Raw genomic sequence first — 19,691 nt, 5'->3', positions numbered from 1 at the left:
GTCAGTCTCCTTTGGGGTTTGGTAGGCGGGGTCATTCGGCGAAGGCGTAATCCGGGGGTGCGGAATCGAGCCGTCGGCGAATTTCGGCGTGCGTCGCCTCATCGAGCGGAAAGCGCGCGATGAGGGCAGCGGACAAGGTGTGGGCGATGGCGGGGCCAGCCGCGAAGACAAGCAGCAGGCCACCGAGCGCGTCAGGGCCATTGGCCGACTTGGGGTCAAAGCCGAGCCAGCTGACGAGGGGAAGCGCGATGCCGACCGCGACCGCGGTCGCAGTCTTCCCGGCAAGGCTGAACACCGAATAATATAGGCCGGTGCGGTCCTCGCCGCTGTCGAGCCTGTGCTTGTCGGCGACATCGGCAACGATCGCACGCAGCATCAGATTGCCCGACCCTTGCGCGAGCCCCTGCGCGAGCGTCAGCGCCAAGAGCAGCGGGAAGGTCTCGGGCGTGACGAGCAGCAGCGCGAAGTTGATCGCGACCTGCAGCAACTCGCCCGCAACGGCGGTGCGATGCTTGCCGTAACGCCGACCGACCCTCAGCCAGATCGGCCCTGCAAAAATGCCGAAGACGAACTGGAAGAGGAACAATCCACCCGCCCATTCGGGCCGGCCCATGTAAAAGGTCACGAAGAAGACGATCAGCGCGGCGCGAATATTCTGCGCGAGGGTGACCGCGAAATCGGACGCAAGGACGCGAAGGAGGAGGGGCTCACCGATGATCGCGCGAACGACGACGCGAAGCTCTGGCTTGCTGGGCGGGCGCGCGGGCAGCGGCGGTTCGTCAAGGGCGGTCAGCGACAAGAGGAGCGCAGGGCCGATCGTCAGCAGTACAAGGCCGCCCATCAGGCTGAGCTGCAAGCGCCCATCGCCGGGGCGAAGCTGGTCGGCGATCGTCGGCAGAACGAGCGTCAGCAAGAGGGCGCAGGCCGCCACGACCTGATGATAGGTCGCGATGCGTGTCCGCTCGTGATAATCTCCTGAAACCTCGCCGGACCAGGCCTGGAACGGGATCTGAACTGCGGTCCAGCCAAGATAGAGGAAAAAAAGTACGATCCCGAGCGACAGCGGCGTCACGCCGAAGGGGGGGAAGAAAAGGAAAGCCGCCGAAATGGCGAAGATGACCCCGCCTGCCGCGATCCAGGGCTTTCGCCGGCCAAATCGGCTGCGGGTCGCATCGCTGAGGGAGCCCATCACCGGATCGGCGAGCGCATCCCACAGCCTTCCGATGAGGAAGATTACGCCGATCACCGTCAGCGAAAGGCCGTAGTCGCGCGCATAAATGGCGGGAAGATAGACGCCGAGCGGCAGGCCAGCGGCGGCAAGCGGTACGGCCAGCGCCGAAAAGCGGATGAGCTGGCCAGCGGTGGGCGGAGCGGCGCTCACAGCTTCGTCCTCAGCGTGAGGCCAAGGGTGCGCGGCTCGCCGATCAGCGCTGTGACGAGGCCGGTCGCACCAGGCGACAAGGTCTGGAAATATTTCTTGTCGAACAGATTTCGCGCCCAGAGTGACAGATCGAGGAGGCCGTCCTCGGTGCGCAGCCCGATCCGTGCATTGGCGATGCCAAAGGCGGGCACATCGGCATAGGCGCTGTTGCTCGAGGATGTGTTGAAGCTCGAGCGGTGCGAATAATCGGCATGGCCATAGACCGCGAGGTCCCGTCCGCCGAGCCGCCCGAGCAGCGCCGAAATGTCGCCGCCCACCGTGTAGGTGAATTTCGGGACCCCCGGCAGCTTTTCGCCGGTCAGGTCCTGGACTCCGCCCTCATTCTGGCGTTCGGGCGCCTGGGGGGCGTTGGGATAGCTCAGATATTCGGTGTCAGCGTAGGCAAGCGAGACATAGAAGCTCGCCCGCTCGGCGGGTGCCACCGAGAGATCCGCTTCAAAGCCGCGCGAGCGAACGCCGGGGATATTCGCGATATACTGGCGCGATATCGAATCCGAGACCCGTTCAAAGATCGCGGTCTGGTAATCGCGGATCCTGGTCCAATAGGCCGCGGCATTCAATGTGATCGCCCGGCCCCATAGCTGGCTCTTGACGCCAATTTCATAGTTGTCGACGGTTTCGGGCGCGACGTCGAGCTCGACATCGGCGGGCAGGTTCGTGAGATTGAGGCCCCCCGACTTGTTGCCGCGCGCATAGCTTGCGTAAATCAGCGCGTCGTCGGTGACCTTCCAGGCGAGGGTCACCAGACCCGAGAGGCTGTTGTCGGCAAAGCTCGTCGACCGACTGGTGACCGGATTGAAATTGCCGCGGATCGCGATCACTGCGGCGGCGAGCGTACCCGGCAGGGTCCCTGGGTCGATACCTGCGGCCCAGAATTGGTGGAACGACCCAGCCTTCCTCTCCCGCGTATAGCGAAGCCCCGTGGTGAGGCTCAGCCGGTCGTTGATCTTCCAGTCAAGCTGACCAAAGAAGGCGAGGCTCTTGGTCGATGGATCGGACGTGGAATGGGCCTCGAAGCCGACGAGCGCGGCCTGGGCACCGGCCGCCGGCACAGAGGGTATGAACCATGCCGGCGCAGCACTGCCATAGCCGGTCTTCCCATAGCCGCGGATTATCTGCCAGAAATAATAGGCGCCCACGACATAATCGAGAGGACCATCGCTGTCCGAGGCGAGGCGGAACTCCTGGCTGAATTGCCGCTGCCGGTTCGATTGCTCGGCGAGCGTGACCACGGGAAGCGCGGTTGAATCGCCATCATTGGCGGGGTTCCATTTCCAACCGCGGTAGGAGGTGATCGATGTCAGTTTCGCGGGGCCGACATCCCAGTCGACCTCGGCCGACACACCATAGCCGTCCATGTTCGACTGGTAATGACCGTCGGCCTCCCCGAGCCGGGCGAAGGGGCGATTGCAGGGAAGGCATATTCTGGAAACCGGGCGGCACGCTCGGCAAAATTGTTGGGGATGGCAGCGCCGTTCGCATAGGTGCCAAAATAGTCGGCGAAGACATTGAGCACGTGGTTCTGCTTCTGGCGCGAGAAATCCCCGATGATCCGGACTTCAAAGTCGGGCGTGGGCGTGATCAGCAGCTGCCCGCGCACGCTCCAGTTCGAATAGTCCTGCGCGCGCGCCTTCTGGACCGTATTGTAAAGAAAGCCGCGGCGGCCCGTAACCGCACCGCTGAGCCGCACGGCCACAAGCTCGTCCACCAATCCGCCCGACGCCGAGGCGCGCAGTTGATAGTAGCCGTAGTTGCCAACGCTCGCCTCGCCCGCGAATTCCGGGTCGAAACTCGGCCGCCTGGAGGTGATGTTGATCGCCCCCGACGTCGTGTTCTTGCCGAACAGCGTCCCCTGCGGCCCCCGCAGAACCTCGATCTGCGCAAGATCAACCAGATCGAACTGGGTCTGGCCAACGCGGCCGTAGTAAACACCGTCGACGTAGAAGCCGACGCCATTTTCGAGCCCGTCGTTCGTCAGCGACACGTTGCTGCCGAGCCCGCGAATATTGATATTGGTGTTACGCGGATTGAAGCTGAAGACCTGAAGGCTCGGCACGATCTGCTGAACCTGGGCCAGCGTGTAATTGCCTGTTGCCTCGAGCGTTTCGGACCCGACCACCGACAAGGCGATGGGCACGTCCTGCGCGCTTTCGTCGCGGCGGCGCGCCGAGACGATGATTTCGGCCTCGTCATGGCTTGCAACCGCCGTATCCGCGGCGGCTGCCTCGGCCCGAGCGGGCGCAGCCGGGACCATCAGCGCGGCCCCCAGCAAAAGCGTCAAACGATGATCGGGAGAGACTCTGGACATCATGAAAATTCCCCGGGCGGCAATCCCGCCCCCTTTTTTGTGTGATGAATGGCGGCGCGAGGCGCCGGTGCGGACCGGACAGCCGCAAGCTCTGCCCCCCACAGCGCACGGGCGGCGCTGCGCAAGGACGCAGGGTAGCGGGCCAGGTCCGACAGGTCGGATCGGGTCAGCGAAGGCATGATTCACCTGCTGCCGGCGCACAGCGGCGCCGGACACAAAACCGCGCTATGCTCGCGTGAGGAGGCGCAGCCTGGATGAGGGACAGGCCGATGAAAAAGGGCCAGGCGCGGTGGGTCCGCTACCCGGCGCCCGATGCCATCGGCATTGGATTAAGAACTGGTGCTACACATACGCATCGCAATACCCCTATTGGGGGAACGCAATGCCTGGCGCTGTCGCCCGAGCATCACGCGCTTTAGCCGTTGGTAACGCGGAGCAAGCTGCTTCCCGGTCAAAAGCCGCGGGTCGAAGGAGGAGAGCCTGTCATCGATATCGACCATTTCCCGATGACAAACTCAACTTAAAAGATAGATATTATCCGCGTCAACCCGGCACCGCGATACGTGCGGTGAAGAAAATCTTTCTCGCGACGAATTGCGCCTAAACATCGTTTCAGACACACTGATTTCGCCCCGGTCGCGTCGCAACGCCGACGTTGAGCCGCACATTCTGTCGCGCCTGCGGCAAGGGCATCTCATCGAAAGTGACAGTGGGCCGCCTCAATGCTATCGGCCGCGCATGGCAATGAAGGCGGATACAAAGCAGCGCGATCCCGCGGGCGCGCGGGCCAATGTCGTGCACTATGGGTTGACGCCCGACCAGCGGCGCGCGCTCCCGCCCTTTGCTGCACTAAAGGCCTTCGAAGCGATCGGCACCTGCGGCGGAATTCGGCGCGCGGCGGAGGCACTGTCGATCGACCATGCCGCGATCAGCCGGCATTTGCGTGCGCTTGAAGAATGGGCCGGCACCCCCCTCTTCGATCGCGCCTCGGGCTCCAACGGGCAACTTACCGAGGCGGGCGCCCGCTTCCACAAGGCGATCGCGCAGAGCCTCACCGACATTGCCTCTGCTGCAATGGAATTTATCCCGCAGCTCGACGACAAGCATTTCGTGCTCTGGTGCGCACCAGGCCTCGCGTCCGAGTGGCTGACGGGCCGGATCGGCGAATTTTCCGCAGCCTTTCCCGACATTCAGATCGAGTTGCAGCCGATCGAAATCCTGCCCGAGGCGGTCGACAATAATGTCGATGCGCACATTCACTATGTCGTCGATGCGACCGGATATGAGGAAGGCCCGGCTTTTCGCTCGGTCGAGCTCTTGCGCCCGCCAATTCTCGCGGTGGCCAGTCCGGCCTTTCTCGCGAGCGTGCCACCGTTCAAGGAGCCTGCCGATCTTCTCGGCGTACCCCTGCTTCACGAGGCGAGCTTCGACCAATGGCGCCGCTGGTTCGAGCAGCACGGGGTCGACAGCGCGAGCAAGCTTGAGGGACCGCGATTCTGGCAGGGCCATCTCACGCTCGCCGCAGCGCGCCGCGGCCAGGGCATTGCGCTTGCCAACGCACTGCTCGTCGGTGACAGCCTGCGCGATGGCGAACTTGTCGAGGTCGGCGCCTTTCCTCCGGTCTATCTCGGCTCCTATGTTCTCACGTCCCGGCGGACACGCTGGCGCGGGCAAGCTCTCGTCCATTTCCGCCGCTGGATCGAACGCGCGCTCGCGAGCTGATCGATGCGGTGACTAACGAACAACGGCGGCGGGGGGATAGTCAACTTGCCCCGCGAGGGGCGGTTCGCCGAAGGCAGGGGCCGAAAAGGAGGCCCCCCATGGCTCGTAACATCGAACTGCTCAGCCGCCGCAACGTCGCGGTCCCTCGCGGCGTCGCAACCGCGCTCCCCATCTTCGTTTCGCGCGCGCAAAATGCCGAACTGTGGGATGAAGAGGGACAGCGCTACATCGATTTTGCAGGCGGGATCGCGGTTCTCAATGTCGGTCATCGCCACCCCCGCGTGGCGGACGCGGTGCGTGCGCAGCTCGACAATTACATGCACGTTGCTTTCCAGGTCACCGCCTATGAACCCTATGTCGAACTCGCCGAGCGTTTGAACGCACTCGCCCCCTTCTCGGGCGAGGCTCGGACCTTGCTGCTAACGACAGGCGCCGAGGCCGTGGAAAATGCCGTCAAGATCGCGCGCGCTGCGACGGGCCGCCCCGGTGTGATTGCTTTCACCGGCGCCTTCCACGGCCGGACGGCGCTGACGATGGCGCTGACGGGCAAGGTCGCCCCCTACAAGCGTGCCTTCGGAGCCCCTGTACCCCATGTCTATCACCTCCCCTTCCCCGTTCCCCATCACGGGATCGAGGTCGAGGACACGCTGCGCGCGCTCCATTATCTTTTTGCCGCCGACTTGCCGCCTGAGGATGTGGCAGCGATCATCATCGAGCCCGTACAGGGCGAGGGCGGCTTCCACGCTGCTCCGAGGGAATTGCTCGCCGAGCTGCGCAAGCTTTGCGACGAGCATGGCATCATGCTGATCGCAGATGAAGTGCAGACCGGCTTCGGCCGCACGGGCCGCCTGTTCGGCATCGAGCATAGCGGGGTCGAGCCCGACCTCGTCACAGTCGCAAAGTCGATGGGCGGCGGATTGCCGATCTCGGGCGTGATCGGCCGCGCCGAAGTGATGGACGCGGTCGAGCCGGGCGGGCTTGGCGGAACCTACGGGGGATTCCCGCTCGGATGTGCCGCGGGCCTTGCGGTTCTCGACATCATCGAGGACGAGGGGCTTCTCGGACGCGCCGACGCGATCGGCAAGCGGATTACGGGCCGTCTTCATGAGCTCGCCCAGCGCAGCGACCTTCTCCCGATCGGTCACATCCGCGGGCTCGGCGCGATGATCGCATTTGACATCCTCGAAAGCCGCGGCGCCGATACCGTCGCGATCAATGGCGCAAAGGCCGTCACGATGCGCGCCGCCGAGGAAGGCCTTATTCTCCTGAGCTGCGGCCCCTCGGGCGAGACGATCCGTATTCTCGTGCCGCTCACCGCCTCCGACGCAATCGTGGACGAAGGTCTTGCCGCGATCGAGCGGGCGCTCAGGGCATGAGCGATGCCTGGCTTTCGCGCCCCGACCTTCTGCGAACCGAGGGATTTATTGCTGGGCGCTGGGAAGAGAGCGATACCCGCTACGATGTGCTGAACCCGGCGACGGGTGCCTGCCTCGCGCGTGTGACGCAGCATGGCGCCGAGGCGGCGACGCGCGCAGTCGATGCGGCGAGCGCAGCGCTCGCCGCATGGTCAGCCACGACAGCAAGCGAGCGCGCCGCCATACTTCGCCGCTGGCACGAGCTTGTTCTCGAAAGCGCCGAGGATCTTGCCCGGCTGATGACCGCCGAGCAGGGCAAGCCGCTCGCAGAAGCAAGGGGCGAAGTCGCCTATGCCGCCTCCTTTCTCCTCTGGTTCGCCGAAGAGGCGCGGCGGGTCTATGGCTCGGTCATTCCCGGCAATGCCCCCACCCGGCGTCTCACGGTGATACGCCAGCCGGTTGGCGTCGTCGCGGCGATTACCCCCTGGAACTTTCCTGCCGCCATGATCACGCGCAAGGTCGCCCCTGCCCTGGCCGTCGGCTGCACGGTCGTTCTCAAGCCTTCGGAACTGACCCCGCTCTCCGCCCTGGCGCTTGCTCATCTCGGCGCCGAGGCGGGCGTACCGCCGGGCGTCTTCAATGTCGTCTCGGGCGAGGCGCCCGCGATCGGCGAGGTCCTCACCGGGGACCCGCGCGTGCGCAAGTTCAGCTTCACGGGCTCGACGGCGGTCGGGAAAATGCTTGCAGCAAAGTGCATGGCGACGGTCAAGCGCGTCTCGCTCGAACTTGGCGGCAATGCGCCCTTCATTGTCTTTGACGATGCCGATATCGACGCGGCCGTTTCGGGCGCCATCGCCTCCAAATTCCGCAACAGCGGGCAGACGTGCGTGTGCGCCAATCGTTTCCTTGTTCAGGACGGAATATACGACCGCTTCGCTGCCGCGCTCGCCCGAAAGGTCGGAATGCTGAACGCAGGCGATGGCCTCGCGGGCGCGAGTGATCAGGGCCCGCTCATCAATGCCGCAGCGGTGGCAAAGGTTGAACGTCACTGCGCCGACGCAGTCGAACGCGGCGCGCGGATTCTTGCCCGGGGTCAGGTCAGCGGTCCGCCCGAGGGACATTTCGCCCGGGCGACGCTCCTCGTTGACGTTGCGCCCGACGCGCTCCTCGTGCGCGAGGAGACCTTCGGCCCTCTTGCCGGACTGATCCGCTTCGACCATGAGGAAGAAGCGATCCGGCTCGCCAATGATACGCCCGCGGGGCTCGCCGCCTATCTGTTCACGGCGGACCACAGCCGCGCAACGAGGGTCAGCGAAGCCCTCGAATATGGAATGGTCGGCCTCAACACTGGGCTTATTTCCACCGAGGTCGCGCCCTTTGGCGGGATCAAGGAATCAGGGTTCGGTCGGGAAGGGTCGCAATTCGGGATCGACGACTATGTGTCGATCAAGCTCGTTGTCGCGGAGATTGCGCCCGCATGACAATATTCGGCCGCCGGGACATGTTGTGGTTACCGCTTGCAGCGGCGATGCTCGCGGGCTGCCGCAGGCGTGAGCGTGACCCTGCAACGGTGGTGATCGGCTCCTCGCCGACCGGCGTTCCCTTCAGTTTCGTTGATCCCTGGACCAACGCGCTCACCGGATCGATGGTCGATGCGGCAACTGCGGTCGTGCGCAGAGCCGGTTTCAAGGCGGAAACGGCGATCACGCCCTTCTCCGCACTGATTCCATCCCTCGTCGCGGGAAAGATCGACATGATCGCAGCAGCGATGCTGCGCACGGCAGAGCGCGAGCGCGTCGTTGCGTTCAGCGACCCCGTCTACCATTATGCAGGCGCCCTTATTGTTCGCGGCGACGACCCGCGGGTCATCGTCAGCCTGGGTGAAATCGGGGCGACGCGCGTCGGCGCCCAGATCGGATCGCGTTTCATCGACCAGCTCCACGCGGCGGGGGCAACGAATGTCGCGACCTATGAATCGCTCGTCGATATCATGCGCGATCTCGAAAACGGCCGCATCGACATCGGCTATGGCGACGAGCCTATCCTGAGGTACCAGCTGCGTGTTGGCAGCCGCCGCAACGTCCGCATCGTCGAGCAGTTCCGGGCGCCCGCGCTTGAGGAACTGTGCCTTGTCATGCGGCCGGACGACGCACGGTTGCCCAAAATCAATGCCGCGATCGCCCGTCTTAAGGCGCGCGAGATACCGGCCATCAACCGCAAATGGGGGCTTTGACCTGATCATGTCCGAATTTCTGACCGACGCGGTCGCGTTTCTTCCCGTGCTGGCGCGCGGTTTGTGGACCACGGTCCTGCTCACCCTATGTGCCCTTGCGGTCAGCCTCGCGCTCGGCCTTGTCTGGGCGTTGATGGGCATGTCGCATCATGCGCCGCTACGCTGGACGAACAAGCTCGTCATCAACACGGTCCGCGGCATTCCGATCATTGTACAATTGTTCTGCGTCTATTTTGTCCTTCCCGACTGGGGGATCGATTTCCCGCCGTTCCTTGCCGGCGTCATCGGCCTCGGTATCGCCTATTCGGTGTATCAGGCGGAAAATCTGCGCGGCGGATTTGAATCGGTCGACCGGCAACTGATCGAGGCGGGCACCGCGCTTGGCATGAGCCGGGGGATGATCACGCGGCGCATTGTCATGCCGCTCGGCCTGCGCACCGCGCTTCCCTCGTTCGGCAACACGACGGTCATGCTCCTCAAGGACAGCTCGATCGCCTCGACCATCACCGTCGCCGAGCTCACTCGGTCGGGTCAGCTTCTTGCCATCTCGACCTTCAAAAATGGAACCGTCTACGTGCTGATTGCCCTTCTGTATCTGGCCGCGAGCATCCCGCTCGCCATGGCCGTGCGCGCGCTCGAGAAGAAGGCGGCCTGGCGGTGATCGAACTTTCCAACGTCGCAAAGGCTTTCGGCGCACGGCAGATCCTGCGCGATATAAGCTTCACTGTGAGCGCCGGCGAAGTCGCCTGTCTCATCGGCCCTTCGGGATCCGGAAAATCGACGATCCTGCGCACGATCAATGGCCTTGAAAGCCATGACGCGGGGCGGATCACCGTCGATGGCACGCTTCTTTCGGACAAGACCCTGCCTGCGATCCGCCGCAAGGTCTCGATGGTCTTCCAGCGTTTCAATCTCTTCCCGCACCGGACGGTCATCGAGAATATCATCGAAGGCCCCGTCCACGTGCTGCGCGAAGATGCCGAGACGGCACGCGCCCGGGCAATCGAACTCTTGCAGCGGGTGGGTCTGGCGGACCGCGCCGATGCCTATCCGGGGCAGCTTTCGGGCGGCCAGCAACAGCGCGTCGGTATCGCCCGCGCGCTTGCCATGCAGCCTCAGGCCATATTGTTCGACGAGCCAACCTCGGCCCTGGATCCTGAACGCGTGGGCGAAGTGCTCGCGGTCATTCGCGAGCTGGCCGAGGACGGGATGACGATGGTTGTCGTCACGCACGAAATCGCTTTTGCCCGCGAGGTGGCCGACCGCGCGCTCTTCATCGACGAGGGCGTGATCGTCGAGAACGGCCCGGCACGCGACGTGCTGACAGCGCCCTCCACCGAACGCGCCCGCCTGTTTCTGGAGCGGGTTCTTCATCATTGAAGGACTGGTGATTAATTCACACCGGCATGTAAGCGCTACACAACTCCTGAGGCCGCCGGCCATGACGCAATGAAGGGCTCCCATCTTGCTGGAGCCGTCCGATGTCCGTTACGCTGTTCAATGTCGCGTCATTGTTCGAAACCGCCCCCCCACCCAAAGCGGTCCCCGTACCTTTAGGCGAACCGGTCTCGACGGTCCGCTCGATTTCCCTTCCTTCAAGCTCGCGCGCATCGACGCGGCTCGGGGTCTGGGAATGCACACCGGGCCGCTGGGTGCGCCAGGTCAAGCAGGCCGAATTCTGCCATTTCCTCAGCGGCAAGGCCATCTTCACCCCCGAAGACGGCGAACCGATCACGCTCGGCGCAGGGGACGTTGCCCATTTCCCCGAGAATAGCCGCGGCGTCTGGGAGATTCTCGAGACGAGCCGCAAGGTCTTCATGGTGCTCGACGAAGAGCGCGATTCGTGAGCTCGGGTTCGAAGGCGCAGCCGCGCCCCATCAGCAATGACTTCTGGCTTTCGGACTCCGGCGACGACCTCACCCCCCGCGCGCCGCTTTCGGCCGACGTCGAGGTCGACGTCGCGATCCTGGGCGGCGGCTTTTCGGGGCTCTGGACGGCCTATCACCTTCTGCGCAACGAGCCATCGCTCGAGGTGCTGATCGTCGAGCGCGAAATTTGCGGCTACGGCGCGTCGGGCCGCAATGGCGGCTGGTGTTCGCCCCGCTTCCCGGTCGATCCCGGCGCGCTCGTCAAGCGCTTCGGCGCCGAGCGCGCGCGCGAGACGATCCTCGCTCAGCAGCAGATCGTCGACGAGATCGGACGCACCCTTGATGAGGAAGGGATCGACGCGGATTTTCGCGCAACGGGCCTCCTCAGCCTCGCACGCAGCGAAGAGCAGTTGATCGGCCTTGCAGCGACCCTGGCAACCTACCAATCGCTCGGGCTTCAGGACGGCAACCGCCTCCTCGGGCAAAGCGAGACGCGCGAGCGCATCAATGTGACCCGCCTTCATGGCGCGCTCCAGTCGCGTCACGGCGCGAATGTCCATCCCGGCAAGCTCGTGCGCGGCCTTGCTCGCACGGTCGAGAAGCTTGGGGCGGTGATCTGCGAGGGCAGCGAGGCAACCGCGGTCCGCCCCGCACCCGACGCTGCCATTCTCACCCGGGGCGGCACGGTAAGAGCCCGTAAAGCGGTCGTCGTGGCCTGCGAGGCCTATCGCACTACCCTCCCGGGCCATCGGCGCTCCTTGCTCCCGATGTCCTCGATGATCGTGCTGTCCGAGCCGCTCACGCCGAGCCAGTGGGCTGACATTGGCTGGCACGGCGGCGAAAGCGTGAGCTCGCAGGTACACACGAAAAACTACCTCACCCGGACCTGCGACGGACGCATCCTTTACGGAAGCCGGGGCGCCTCCTACCTTTTCGGGTCCGCGATGCCGGAAAATGCGATCCGCGACGAGCCAGTCTTCGAATGGATGCGCGGCTGTGTGCGCGAATGGTGGCCGCAGCTTGCCGACCTCTCCTTCACGCACGCGTGGGGCGGCTATCTCGGCGTGCCGCGCGACTGGCTGCCGACCGTCAATTTCGACAAGACCAGCCGCGTTGCGACTCTCTACGGTTATACAGGGCGCGGCGTCTCGACGAGCGCGCTGTGCGCCAAGCTTCTTTCAGGCCTTATCGGAGGATGGGCGACCGGGCTTGAGAGCCTCCCGGTCCACCGCCCGCGGGCGCCGCGCTGGGAGGTCGAGCCCTTCCGCTGGATGGGGGTGCGCTATGTGCAGAGCGCCTTCGCCCGGATCGACGAGGCGGAAAGCGCGCAGCGCAAGCGTCCGTTCGACGCCCGCTTTGCCGAATATCTCGGCGATCAATGAGCGCGCGCGAAGCCTGCTCGGCGGCGACCGGACTAAATGCGACACCAATGGTGTCGAAAGGTCAACATCTGACCGAACTTTCGCAACTTCCCGCCCGAAGGGGCGGCAGTCAGATTTCACATGAGAAGCGAGGAGCCCGGTCAGCAACGTGCGGCGTTGCCTGATCAGGGAAATCATCACAGGGAGCACAATAATCATGCGCAAGATAACACAACATATGACCGGCCTTTCCGCCATCGCAGTCGCCTCGGCGCTGCTGGTCGCTCTCCCCGCCGCAGCCCAGGAGGCATTCGAGGGGGGTGACGATATGTCGGGGGATATCGTCGTGACCGCCACGAAGCGTTCGGAATCGGTTTCGAAGGTTCCGATCTCGATCACCGCCTACAGCCAGGAAGGCCTCGATCAGCGCGGCATCCGCGACATCCGCGACGTCGCGAACCAGACGCCCGGGCTCGACATCTCGCGCGCATCGACGGGCGGTTCGGGCCAGACGCGCATTTCGATCCGCGGGATTGATTCGACCGCGGGTGCGGCGACCTCGGCCGTCTATATCGACGACACGCCGATCATGGCGCGCAACGCCTCGCTCAACTATAATGGCACGACCATTCCCTTCCTCTTCGATCTGGAACGCGTCGAGGTCCTGCGCGGTCCCCAGGGAACGTTGTTCGGTGCAAGCTCGCAAGGCGGCGCGGTCCGCTTCGTGACGCCGACACCGAGCCTCAGCGAGTTCAGCGTTTACGGGCGCGCCGCGGTCAACACCGTAAAAAATGGCGGTATGGGCTATGAAGGCGGCATCGCCGTCGGTGTGCCGATCGTCGAAGGCTCGCTCGGCCTGCGGCTGAGCGCCTACCGCCGGCACGATGCGGGCTGGATCGACCGTCAGAGCTGGCAGGACCCGACGGACGCGGAAAATAACGTCAACTCAAGCGACACGACTGTCCTGCGCGCCGCCGCGCTCTGGGAGCCGACGCCTGAACTTTCCATCTCGCCCAGCATCTATTTCCAGGATCTGAAATTCCACGACCGCGCCGACCTTTGGACGCGTTGCCCCGAGACCGTTGGCGGCCCGGTCGATCCCACACGCGTTCCCTGCGTCAACGGCGTGTCCGATCCCAAGGCGGGCAAGTTCCTCTCCTATGCGTCGCTGCGCCAGCCGAGCCGCGACCGCTTCTACCTCCCTGCTCTCAAGCTTGGCTATGATGCTGGCTCCTTCTCGATCACGTCGGTCACCTCCTATTTCGACCGCCACGTCGAGGATGTGAACGACGCGACCAACATCAACGACCGCGCGTCCTTCGGCAACGCCTATCTCTTCCCGATCACACCGGGCTTTGATCAGTCGATCACCTGGCAGAACCCCAACATCTACCAGAAGGTCTTCACGCAGGAGGTCCGCTTCGCCGGTGGCACGGCCGACGATCCGATCAAATGGACCGTTGGCGCCTATTATTCGCGCGGTTCGATCAAGTCGGACCTCCCGATTTTCGAGCCCCACTATAATGCGCTCTATTTCATTCGTTACGGACGCACCCCCGAGGCCGCCGGCGTCCCGCCGCTCGTCAACGGGAATGCCCGCTACTATGGCAATGAAAGCACCATCGAGAAGAGCCTGGCTCTCTTCGCCAACGTCGACGTCAAGCTCGTCGACCGCCTGACCCTCACGCTCGGCGGCCGCTATTCGCGCGACAAGCTCGATTTCGACGTGGTCGAGCGCGGCGTATCCTACGCGACCGGTGTTTCGACGGCCGCGGGGTCGCTCAAGGAAAATCCGTTCCTCCCCAAGATCGGTCTGTCATTCCAGGCGACCCCCAATGCGCTCTACTATGCCAGCTTCGCGCGGGGCTATCGTACTGGCGGGGTGAACAAGGCGTTGCCCAATATTTGCGACGCCGAAGCCCAGGCGCTCGGCATCGGCAATGCCAATGTCTACAAGTCCGACCGTACCGACAGCTACGAGATCGGGATGAAGAACCGCATGCTCGGCGGCGCTCTCCAGCTCGACGTCAGTGCCTTCTACACCAAGTGGAACAATATCCAGCAGCAGCTTCGCCTGCAGTGCGCCTTCAGCCTCGTTGCGAATACCGCATCGGCAACCTCGAAGGGCTTCGAGGCGAACATCAACATCCGTCCAGATGACAGCTTCAGCTTCGGCGCTGCGGTCGGCTACACTGACGCGACCTACGACGACACCATCCAGATCGGCACCGCCCCGATCGTCGTCGCGGGCCAGCAGCTTGGCGCGACGCCCTGGACGATCAATGTGAACGCCGAATACCGCTATCCGGATGCAGGCGATCTCGATCCATTCATCCGCGTCCAGTACAACTACAAGTCGGTCAACCGCGGCCCGTTCCTCTACCAGGTCCCGACTTCGACGAGCTATGACCCCACCCGCCGCTTCCCCGCCGAGCCCTCGACGCTCGACGTGCGCGCAGGCGTCAGCCTCGGCCCAGTGGACGTTCAGGTCTACGCCGAGAATTTGCTCAACAATGTCGATTATGTCACGGATGGCCCGACCTACGCCCGGGGCCCGCTGTGGCGCGGCATGACGCTTCGCCCGCGCACGCTCGGGTTGCAGCTCATCGCCCGCTACTGATCGCAGACGCGAAGGAGCTATCGATGATGATGACCGGAATTCGTCGGTTGACGGCGGGGATGCTTCTGGCAACGGCGTTCGGGAGCGTCTCGCTCGCAGCGCAGTCACCCGGCGAGCCGCTCTACGCGGACGTCATCTTTACCGGCGGTAAGGTCGTCACCGTCGATAGCGAGGAACGTATCGTCGACAGCGTCGCGATCCGGAAGAACCGGATCGTCGCTGTCGGCGAGACGGGTCCATGGAAGGGCCCCGCGACGAAGATCGTGGACCTTCAAGGCCGCACGATGCTCCCCGGCTTCATCGATGCTCACTCGCATGTTGCAGGAATGGCCAATGTCGAGGCGCATTATGTCAATGTGCAGGTGCCGCCGCTGGCCGACACGAAAGCCATTATCGCAAAATTGCGCGAGGCTGCCGCAAAGAAGCCGGCGGGTGCCTGGATCATTGGCCAAGGCACATACAACCAGGTTTTTCCGACCCGCGAGGAGCTCGACGCCGCATTCCCGGACAACCCAGTGCGGCTCGACTGGAGCGCGCACGACAGGCTGATCAACCACCGCGCGGCAGTGGTGCTCGGGATGGGGCGCGACTTTCCCGATCCGCCCAAGGGCTCGACCGGACGCTATGAGCGAACGGCGGACGGCGAAGTTGCGATTGTCCGCGACGCGCCTGCGCCGTGGCCGAAGGACGAATTCACCTACCCTGAAATGAAGGAAGCCGTGCGCGGCGTCCTCAATGACTTCTACCTTGAAAAAGGCGTGACTACCGTCTCGGACCTCTCGCCCGGCGAGACCTACCGCGCCTATGCCGAACTTCTCGATGAGGGCCGGCTTCCGACCCGTATCCGGATGAACTATATCGCGCGCGACGCCGCCTCGGCCCGAAAGCTTCTCGACACCGGCCTCTTCACGGGTTTCGGCAATGACTGGATGCGGGTTGGCGGCCTCAAGCTCTTCATCGACGGCGTCTGGGGCACGACGGCGGCGACGTACAAACCCGCATGGAAGGGATCGGGAACGACCTGGGTGCCGGAAAATTATGGCGGCACCAGCATGGATCAGACCGCGCTCGACGCCATCATTCTATCGGCGCGCGAGCATGGCTGGCAGGTCCTGACCCACGCAAACGGCGACCGGGCCCAGGACATGGTGATCAGCGCCTTCGAAAAGGCGAACAAGATCGCGGCGAACCCCGACAGCCGGGACCGGATCGAGCATTTTGCGCATTTTCTCACCCAGGATCCTGAACGGACCGAGGCCCGGCTGCGGCGGATGTCGGAAAACAGGATCATCCCCTCGCCGCAGGTCGCATTTCTCTGGCGCCTCACCGACACCAATGTGAAGGAGCCCGCGGTCAAATTCTTCCCGCTGCGCGACCTCATCGATCGCGGCATGCACCCGCCGGGGGGCGTCGACACGATCGGGACGCAGAATTTTGCGACTTCGCCGCTCTTCTCGATCGAGCGCGCGGTGCGCCGGGATACGAAGTTCGGAACAATCGTCCAGCCCAAGCAGGCGATCACGGTGATGGAGGGCATCAAGATGTTCACCATCTGGGCGGCCGAGGCGAATTACCTCGAAAAATCATTGGGCAGCATCGAGGTCAGCAAACTCGCCGACTTCGTGGTTCTCGAAAAGGACCCGCTCGCCGCGGCGCCCGCCGAGATCGATGAAATCCCGGTGGCGATGACGATCATCGATGGCAGGATTGTCTATGAGCGCAAATAGATGGCTTCGCGCCGCGCTCGGCGCGTTGCTCCTCCTCGGCGCGGCGCCGGCACTTGCGCATGGCGAGGGGGATCATGCCGATGTATCGGACGATCCCCACTGGGCGCTGCTTGCCAAGGTCGCCGTCTCGCAGGCACCGCCCGACTATCAGTATCGCGCCCGGATCCCCGCTGACGTCCTGGCGCTGGCCGGCGAGGATCTCACAATTGGTGGGTATGCGGTTCTGCTTGGGCAGGACGCAGAGAGCGATCATTTCCTGCTCTCGCGCTCTTCACCTGACTGCCCCTACCACGCCGCCGCGCGGCCGAACGAAGTGATCGAGGTGCATCTTGCGAAGGCGGAGCGACTGCCGCTCGGCCGCGAGATCCGGGTCACCGGACGCTTCGGCCTCCAGCAAAATGGTCATGCAGGCCTTTTCTTCCGTCTCGAGAGCGGGGGCAGGCCCTGAGCCTTCGCGGGAGGGCCGCGGCGCGCTTGGCCGGTCCCGTCATAAACAGTTCTCTCCCCCTGGCGGGGGCAGCCCTTCGGTGCTGCCCCCGCCCCTTTTTCCTCGCCTCAGCTCTTAGCGCATCGTCGGGATGACGAAGCTCTGGTCGATCACCTCGCCGCCCGAAGGCCAGCGCTTCGTGACCTTCTTGCTCCGGGTGTAGAAGCGGATGCTGTCGGTTCCATATTGATCAAGGTCGCCAAAACCTGAGCGCTTCCAGCCGCCGAAGCTATGGTAAGCGACCGGCACCGGAATGGGAACGTTGATGCCGACCATGCCAACTTCGACCTCGGAGGCAAAGCGCTGGGCAAAGTCGCCATTGCGTGTGAAGATGGCAACGCCATTCCCATATTGGTGGCGCGAGGGATAGGCGATGGCCTCTTCCAGCGTCTCGGCGCGCAAGATCTGAAGCACCGGGCCGAAGATCTCGTCCTTGTAGGAGCGCATGTCGGAGGTGACATGGTCGATCAGGGTCGGCGAGAGATAATAGCCTTCCTCGTGACCCTGAAGCGTGAACCCGCGGCCATCGACGACGATTTCGGCGCCCTCCTCGGCCGCCATCGCGATATAGGCCTCGATGCGTGCCTTATGCTCCGCGCTCACCACCGGGCCATAATGCGCATCGGGATCGGTTGCCGTGCCCACGCGAAGCTTCGCGATTTCGCTGACCAGCTTCTCGCGCAGCGCCGCAGCGGTCGTCTCGCCCACGGGCGTGACAACAGGGAGCGCCATGCAGCGTTCGCCCGCTGAGCCATACGCAGCGCCAATGATGTCGGCGACCGCCTGGTCAAGATCGGCGTCGGGAAGCACGATGCCGTGGTTCTTCGCGCCGCCCATGCACTGCACGCGCTTGCCCGCGGCCGCGCCGCGTCCGTAGACATAATTTGCAATGTCCGACGAGCCGACGAAGCTCACTGCCTTGATGTCGGGGGAATCGAGGATCACATCGACCATCTCCTTGTCGCCATGCACGACGTTCAGGATGCCGGCGGGCAAGCCGGCCTCGATCGCAAGCTCGGCGAGGCGAACCGGGACCGATGGATCGCGCTCCGATGGCTTCAGGATGAAGGCATTGCCGCAAGCAATCGCGGGCGCGATCATCCAGAGCGGGATCATCGCGGGAAAGTTGAACGGCGTGATACCCGCGACGATTCCGAGAGGCTGTCGCATCGAATAGACGTCGATGCCGGGGCCTGCACCCTCGGTATATTCGCCCTTCAGCAAGTGCGGGATGCCGCATGCGAATTCAATGACGTCGAGCCCGCGCTGAATGTCGCCGCGCGAGTCCGCAATAACCTTGCCGTGCTCGCTCGAAAGCAGATGGGCAAGCTCGTCCATATCGCGTTCGATGAGGGCCTTGAGTTTGAAGAGGATGCGGGCGCGCCGCTGCGGATTGACCGCGGCCCATGCAGGCTGCGCAGCCTTTGCATCGGCCACCGCGCGCGCGAGGAGATCGGCCCCGCCGAGCGGAACCATGGCCTGTACCTTGCCAATCGACGGGTTATGGACGGGCGCCATATGCTCGCCTCCGGGCTGCGCTTCCCCGTGAATGAAATGATGAATCGTTCGCATAATTCCTCCTTCGTGTGAGGAAATCGCGTTACATGCGCGCGCTTTGCGCTAAAATGCCAAGCAGAGCTAAATCGGTGTGCAGGAATTCCCGTGCTGAACTCGGACCAGATAAGCGCTTTTCTCGCGGTGATCCGCGAGGGCAATTGCGTTGCAGCGGCACGCCGCCTTCGCCTTGATCATTCAACCGTATCCCGGCGCCTCGTGAGCCTCGAGGCCCAGCTTGGAACACGGCTTTTCGACCGCTCACCCCGAGGGCTTGCGCCGACCGACGCCGCGACTGCCTTTCTCACACACGCCGAGCGTATCGAGCGCGAGCTCATCGTCGCCGCCGATGCCGTATCGCGGCGCGACGTGCCGATCGCGGGGACGGTGCGCGTCGCGACGCCCGAAATCTTCGGTTCCGACTTCCTCGCCCCGCTGATACCCGAACTTGCCGCCCGGCATCCCGAGCTCGTCATCGAGCTCGTGCCAGAGTCGCGGGCGACGAGCCTCTCAAAGCGCGAAGCGGATATTGCGATCGCGGTCCGCCGCCCGGCGGACGGCCGGCTCTTCTCGCGAAAGCTCACGGACTACCGGCTCGGCTTATATGCAGCGCCCTCTTATCTTGAGACTTTTGGCACGCCACACTCGGCAGATGCGCTCGCCGATCACCGTTTCATCGCCTATGTTGACGATCTGGTGGAAGTTCCAGAATTGCTCGTGCTCGGGCGCATGGACATGAAGGGGCAGGTCGTGTTCCGCGCGAGCACCAGCGCCGCCCAGATAGCCGCGGCGGCGGCCGGAACGGGCCTTGCCATGCTTCACCACATCGCGGTTCGTGATGATCCCCGGCTCGTGCGCGTCCTTGAGGATGAAATCGAAGCGATCCGCAGTTACTGGCTCGTCATCCATGCCGACCTCCGCCAACTCCCCCGTATTCGGGCGGTCGCGGACTTTCTTGCCAACCTCGTCGCGCGCGAGCGATACCGCTTCTGAGGTATTGGCCGGCAGGATAGCC

General features: G+C 64.0%; 16 protein-coding genes. 12 read left to right on the top strand and 4 right to left on the bottom strand.

Going from position 1 to position 19,691, the window contains the following annotated elements; all coding sequences use genetic code 11:
- Positions 1-31 precede the first annotated feature (31 nt).
- The 3 genes from LH20_RS10570 to LH20_RS23970 are packed head-to-tail and all read right to left on the bottom strand — an operon-like array spanning position 32 to position 3,749.
- Positions 32-1,381, bottom strand: coding sequence for an MFS transporter (locus tag LH20_RS10570; protein ID WP_053554160.1), 1,350 nt, complete (start codon positions 1,379-1,381; stop codon positions 32-34).
- Positions 1,378-2,799 (bottom strand): TonB-dependent receptor, encoded by a 1,422-nt coding sequence (locus tag LH20_RS23975; protein WP_235527180.1) that lies wholly within the window; start codon positions 2,797-2,799, stop codon positions 1,378-1,380. The genes LH20_RS10570 and LH20_RS23975 overlap by 4 nt, the downstream gene beginning before the upstream one ends.
- Complete coding sequence (locus LH20_RS23970; protein WP_235527179.1) at positions 2,742-3,749, bottom strand: TonB-dependent receptor; 1,008 nt, start codon at positions 3,747-3,749, stop codon at positions 2,742-2,744. The genes LH20_RS23975 and LH20_RS23970 overlap by 58 nt, the downstream gene beginning before the upstream one ends.
- 738 nt (positions 3,750-4,487) lie before the next feature.
- Here LH20_RS23970 and LH20_RS10560 point away from each other — a divergent pair.
- The 11 genes from LH20_RS10560 to LH20_RS10510 all read left to right on the top strand — a co-directional run bounded on the left by LH20_RS10560 (position 4,488) and on the right by LH20_RS10510 (position 17,083).
- Entirely contained in the window at positions 4,488-5,471 is a 984-nt protein-coding gene (locus LH20_RS10560; RefSeq protein ID WP_144423560.1) for a LysR substrate-binding domain-containing protein, read from the top strand.
- A 98-nt stretch (positions 5,472-5,569) separates the two neighbouring features.
- Positions 5,570-6,847, top strand: coding sequence for a 4-aminobutyrate--2-oxoglutarate transaminase (gene gabT / locus LH20_RS10555; protein ID WP_053554158.1), 1,278 nt, complete (start codon positions 5,570-5,572; stop codon positions 6,845-6,847).
- A complete protein-coding gene (locus LH20_RS10550; protein ID WP_053554157.1) occupies positions 6,844-8,307 on the top strand; it encodes an NAD-dependent succinate-semialdehyde dehydrogenase in 1,464 nt (487 codons plus the stop codon). The genes gabT and LH20_RS10550 overlap by 4 nt, the downstream gene beginning before the upstream one ends.
- Positions 8,304-9,059 carry an ABC transporter substrate-binding protein gene (locus tag LH20_RS10545; protein ID WP_053554156.1) on the top strand — a complete coding sequence of 252 codons (756 nt, stop codon included), beginning with the start codon at positions 8,304-8,306 and terminating at the stop codon, positions 9,057-9,059. Before LH20_RS10550 ends, LH20_RS10545 begins: the two co-directional genes overlap by 4 nt.
- Positions 9,060-9,066: 7 nt before the next feature.
- Positions 9,067-9,720: an amino acid ABC transporter permease gene (locus LH20_RS10540; protein ID WP_053554155.1), complete on the top strand. Its 654-nt coding sequence runs from the start codon at positions 9,067-9,069 to the stop codon at positions 9,718-9,720.
- Positions 9,717-10,439, top strand: coding sequence for an amino acid ABC transporter ATP-binding protein (locus tag LH20_RS10535; protein WP_053554154.1), 723 nt, complete (start codon positions 9,717-9,719; stop codon positions 10,437-10,439). The genes LH20_RS10540 and LH20_RS10535 overlap by 4 nt, the downstream gene beginning before the upstream one ends.
- 101 nt (positions 10,440-10,540) lie before the next feature.
- Positions 10,541-10,906: a cupin domain-containing protein gene (locus LH20_RS10530; RefSeq protein ID WP_053554153.1), complete on the top strand. Its 366-nt coding sequence runs from the start codon at positions 10,541-10,543 to the stop codon at positions 10,904-10,906.
- A complete protein-coding gene (locus tag LH20_RS10525; protein WP_053554152.1) occupies positions 10,903-12,309 on the top strand; it encodes an NAD(P)/FAD-dependent oxidoreductase in 1,407 nt (468 codons plus the stop codon). The genes LH20_RS10530 and LH20_RS10525 overlap by 4 nt, the downstream gene beginning before the upstream one ends.
- Positions 12,310-12,505: 196 nt before the next feature.
- On the top strand, positions 12,506-14,908 hold the full coding sequence (locus LH20_RS10520; RefSeq protein WP_053554151.1) for a TonB-dependent receptor: 2,403 nt from the start codon (positions 12,506-12,508) through the stop codon (positions 14,906-14,908).
- A 23-nt stretch (positions 14,909-14,931) separates the two neighbouring features.
- Positions 14,932-16,635 (top strand): amidohydrolase, encoded by a 1,704-nt coding sequence (locus tag LH20_RS10515; protein WP_053554150.1) that lies wholly within the window; start codon positions 14,932-14,934, stop codon positions 16,633-16,635.
- The gene (locus LH20_RS10510; RefSeq protein ID WP_053554149.1) at positions 16,622-17,083 is read left to right on the top strand and encodes a hypothetical protein; all 462 of its coding nucleotides are present in this window, start codon (positions 16,622-16,624) and stop codon (positions 17,081-17,083) included. The genes LH20_RS10515 and LH20_RS10510 overlap by 14 nt, the downstream gene beginning before the upstream one ends.
- Before the next feature lie 114 nt (positions 17,084-17,197).
- Here LH20_RS10510 and LH20_RS10505 read toward each other — a convergent pair whose 3' ends face one another.
- The gene (locus tag LH20_RS10505; RefSeq protein WP_053554148.1) at positions 17,198-18,694 is read right to left on the bottom strand and encodes a CoA-acylating methylmalonate-semialdehyde dehydrogenase; all 1,497 of its coding nucleotides are present in this window, start codon (positions 18,692-18,694) and stop codon (positions 17,198-17,200) included.
- A gap of 90 nt (positions 18,695-18,784) precedes the next feature.
- On the opposite strand from LH20_RS10505, the gene LH20_RS10500 reads away from it, so the two are divergent.
- Complete coding sequence (locus LH20_RS10500; protein WP_053554147.1) at positions 18,785-19,669, top strand: LysR family transcriptional regulator; 885 nt, start codon at positions 18,785-18,787, stop codon at positions 19,667-19,669.
- Positions 19,670-19,691 lie beyond the last annotated feature (22 nt).

The sequence above is a fragment of the Sphingopyxis sp. 113P3 genome (assembly GCF_001278035.1).
Taxonomy (GTDB): Bacteria; Pseudomonadota; Alphaproteobacteria; order Sphingomonadales; family Sphingomonadaceae; genus Sphingopyxis.
The sequence above is the reverse complement of the archived record's forward strand: the minus strand, read 5'-3'. Positions and strand labels throughout refer to the sequence as shown.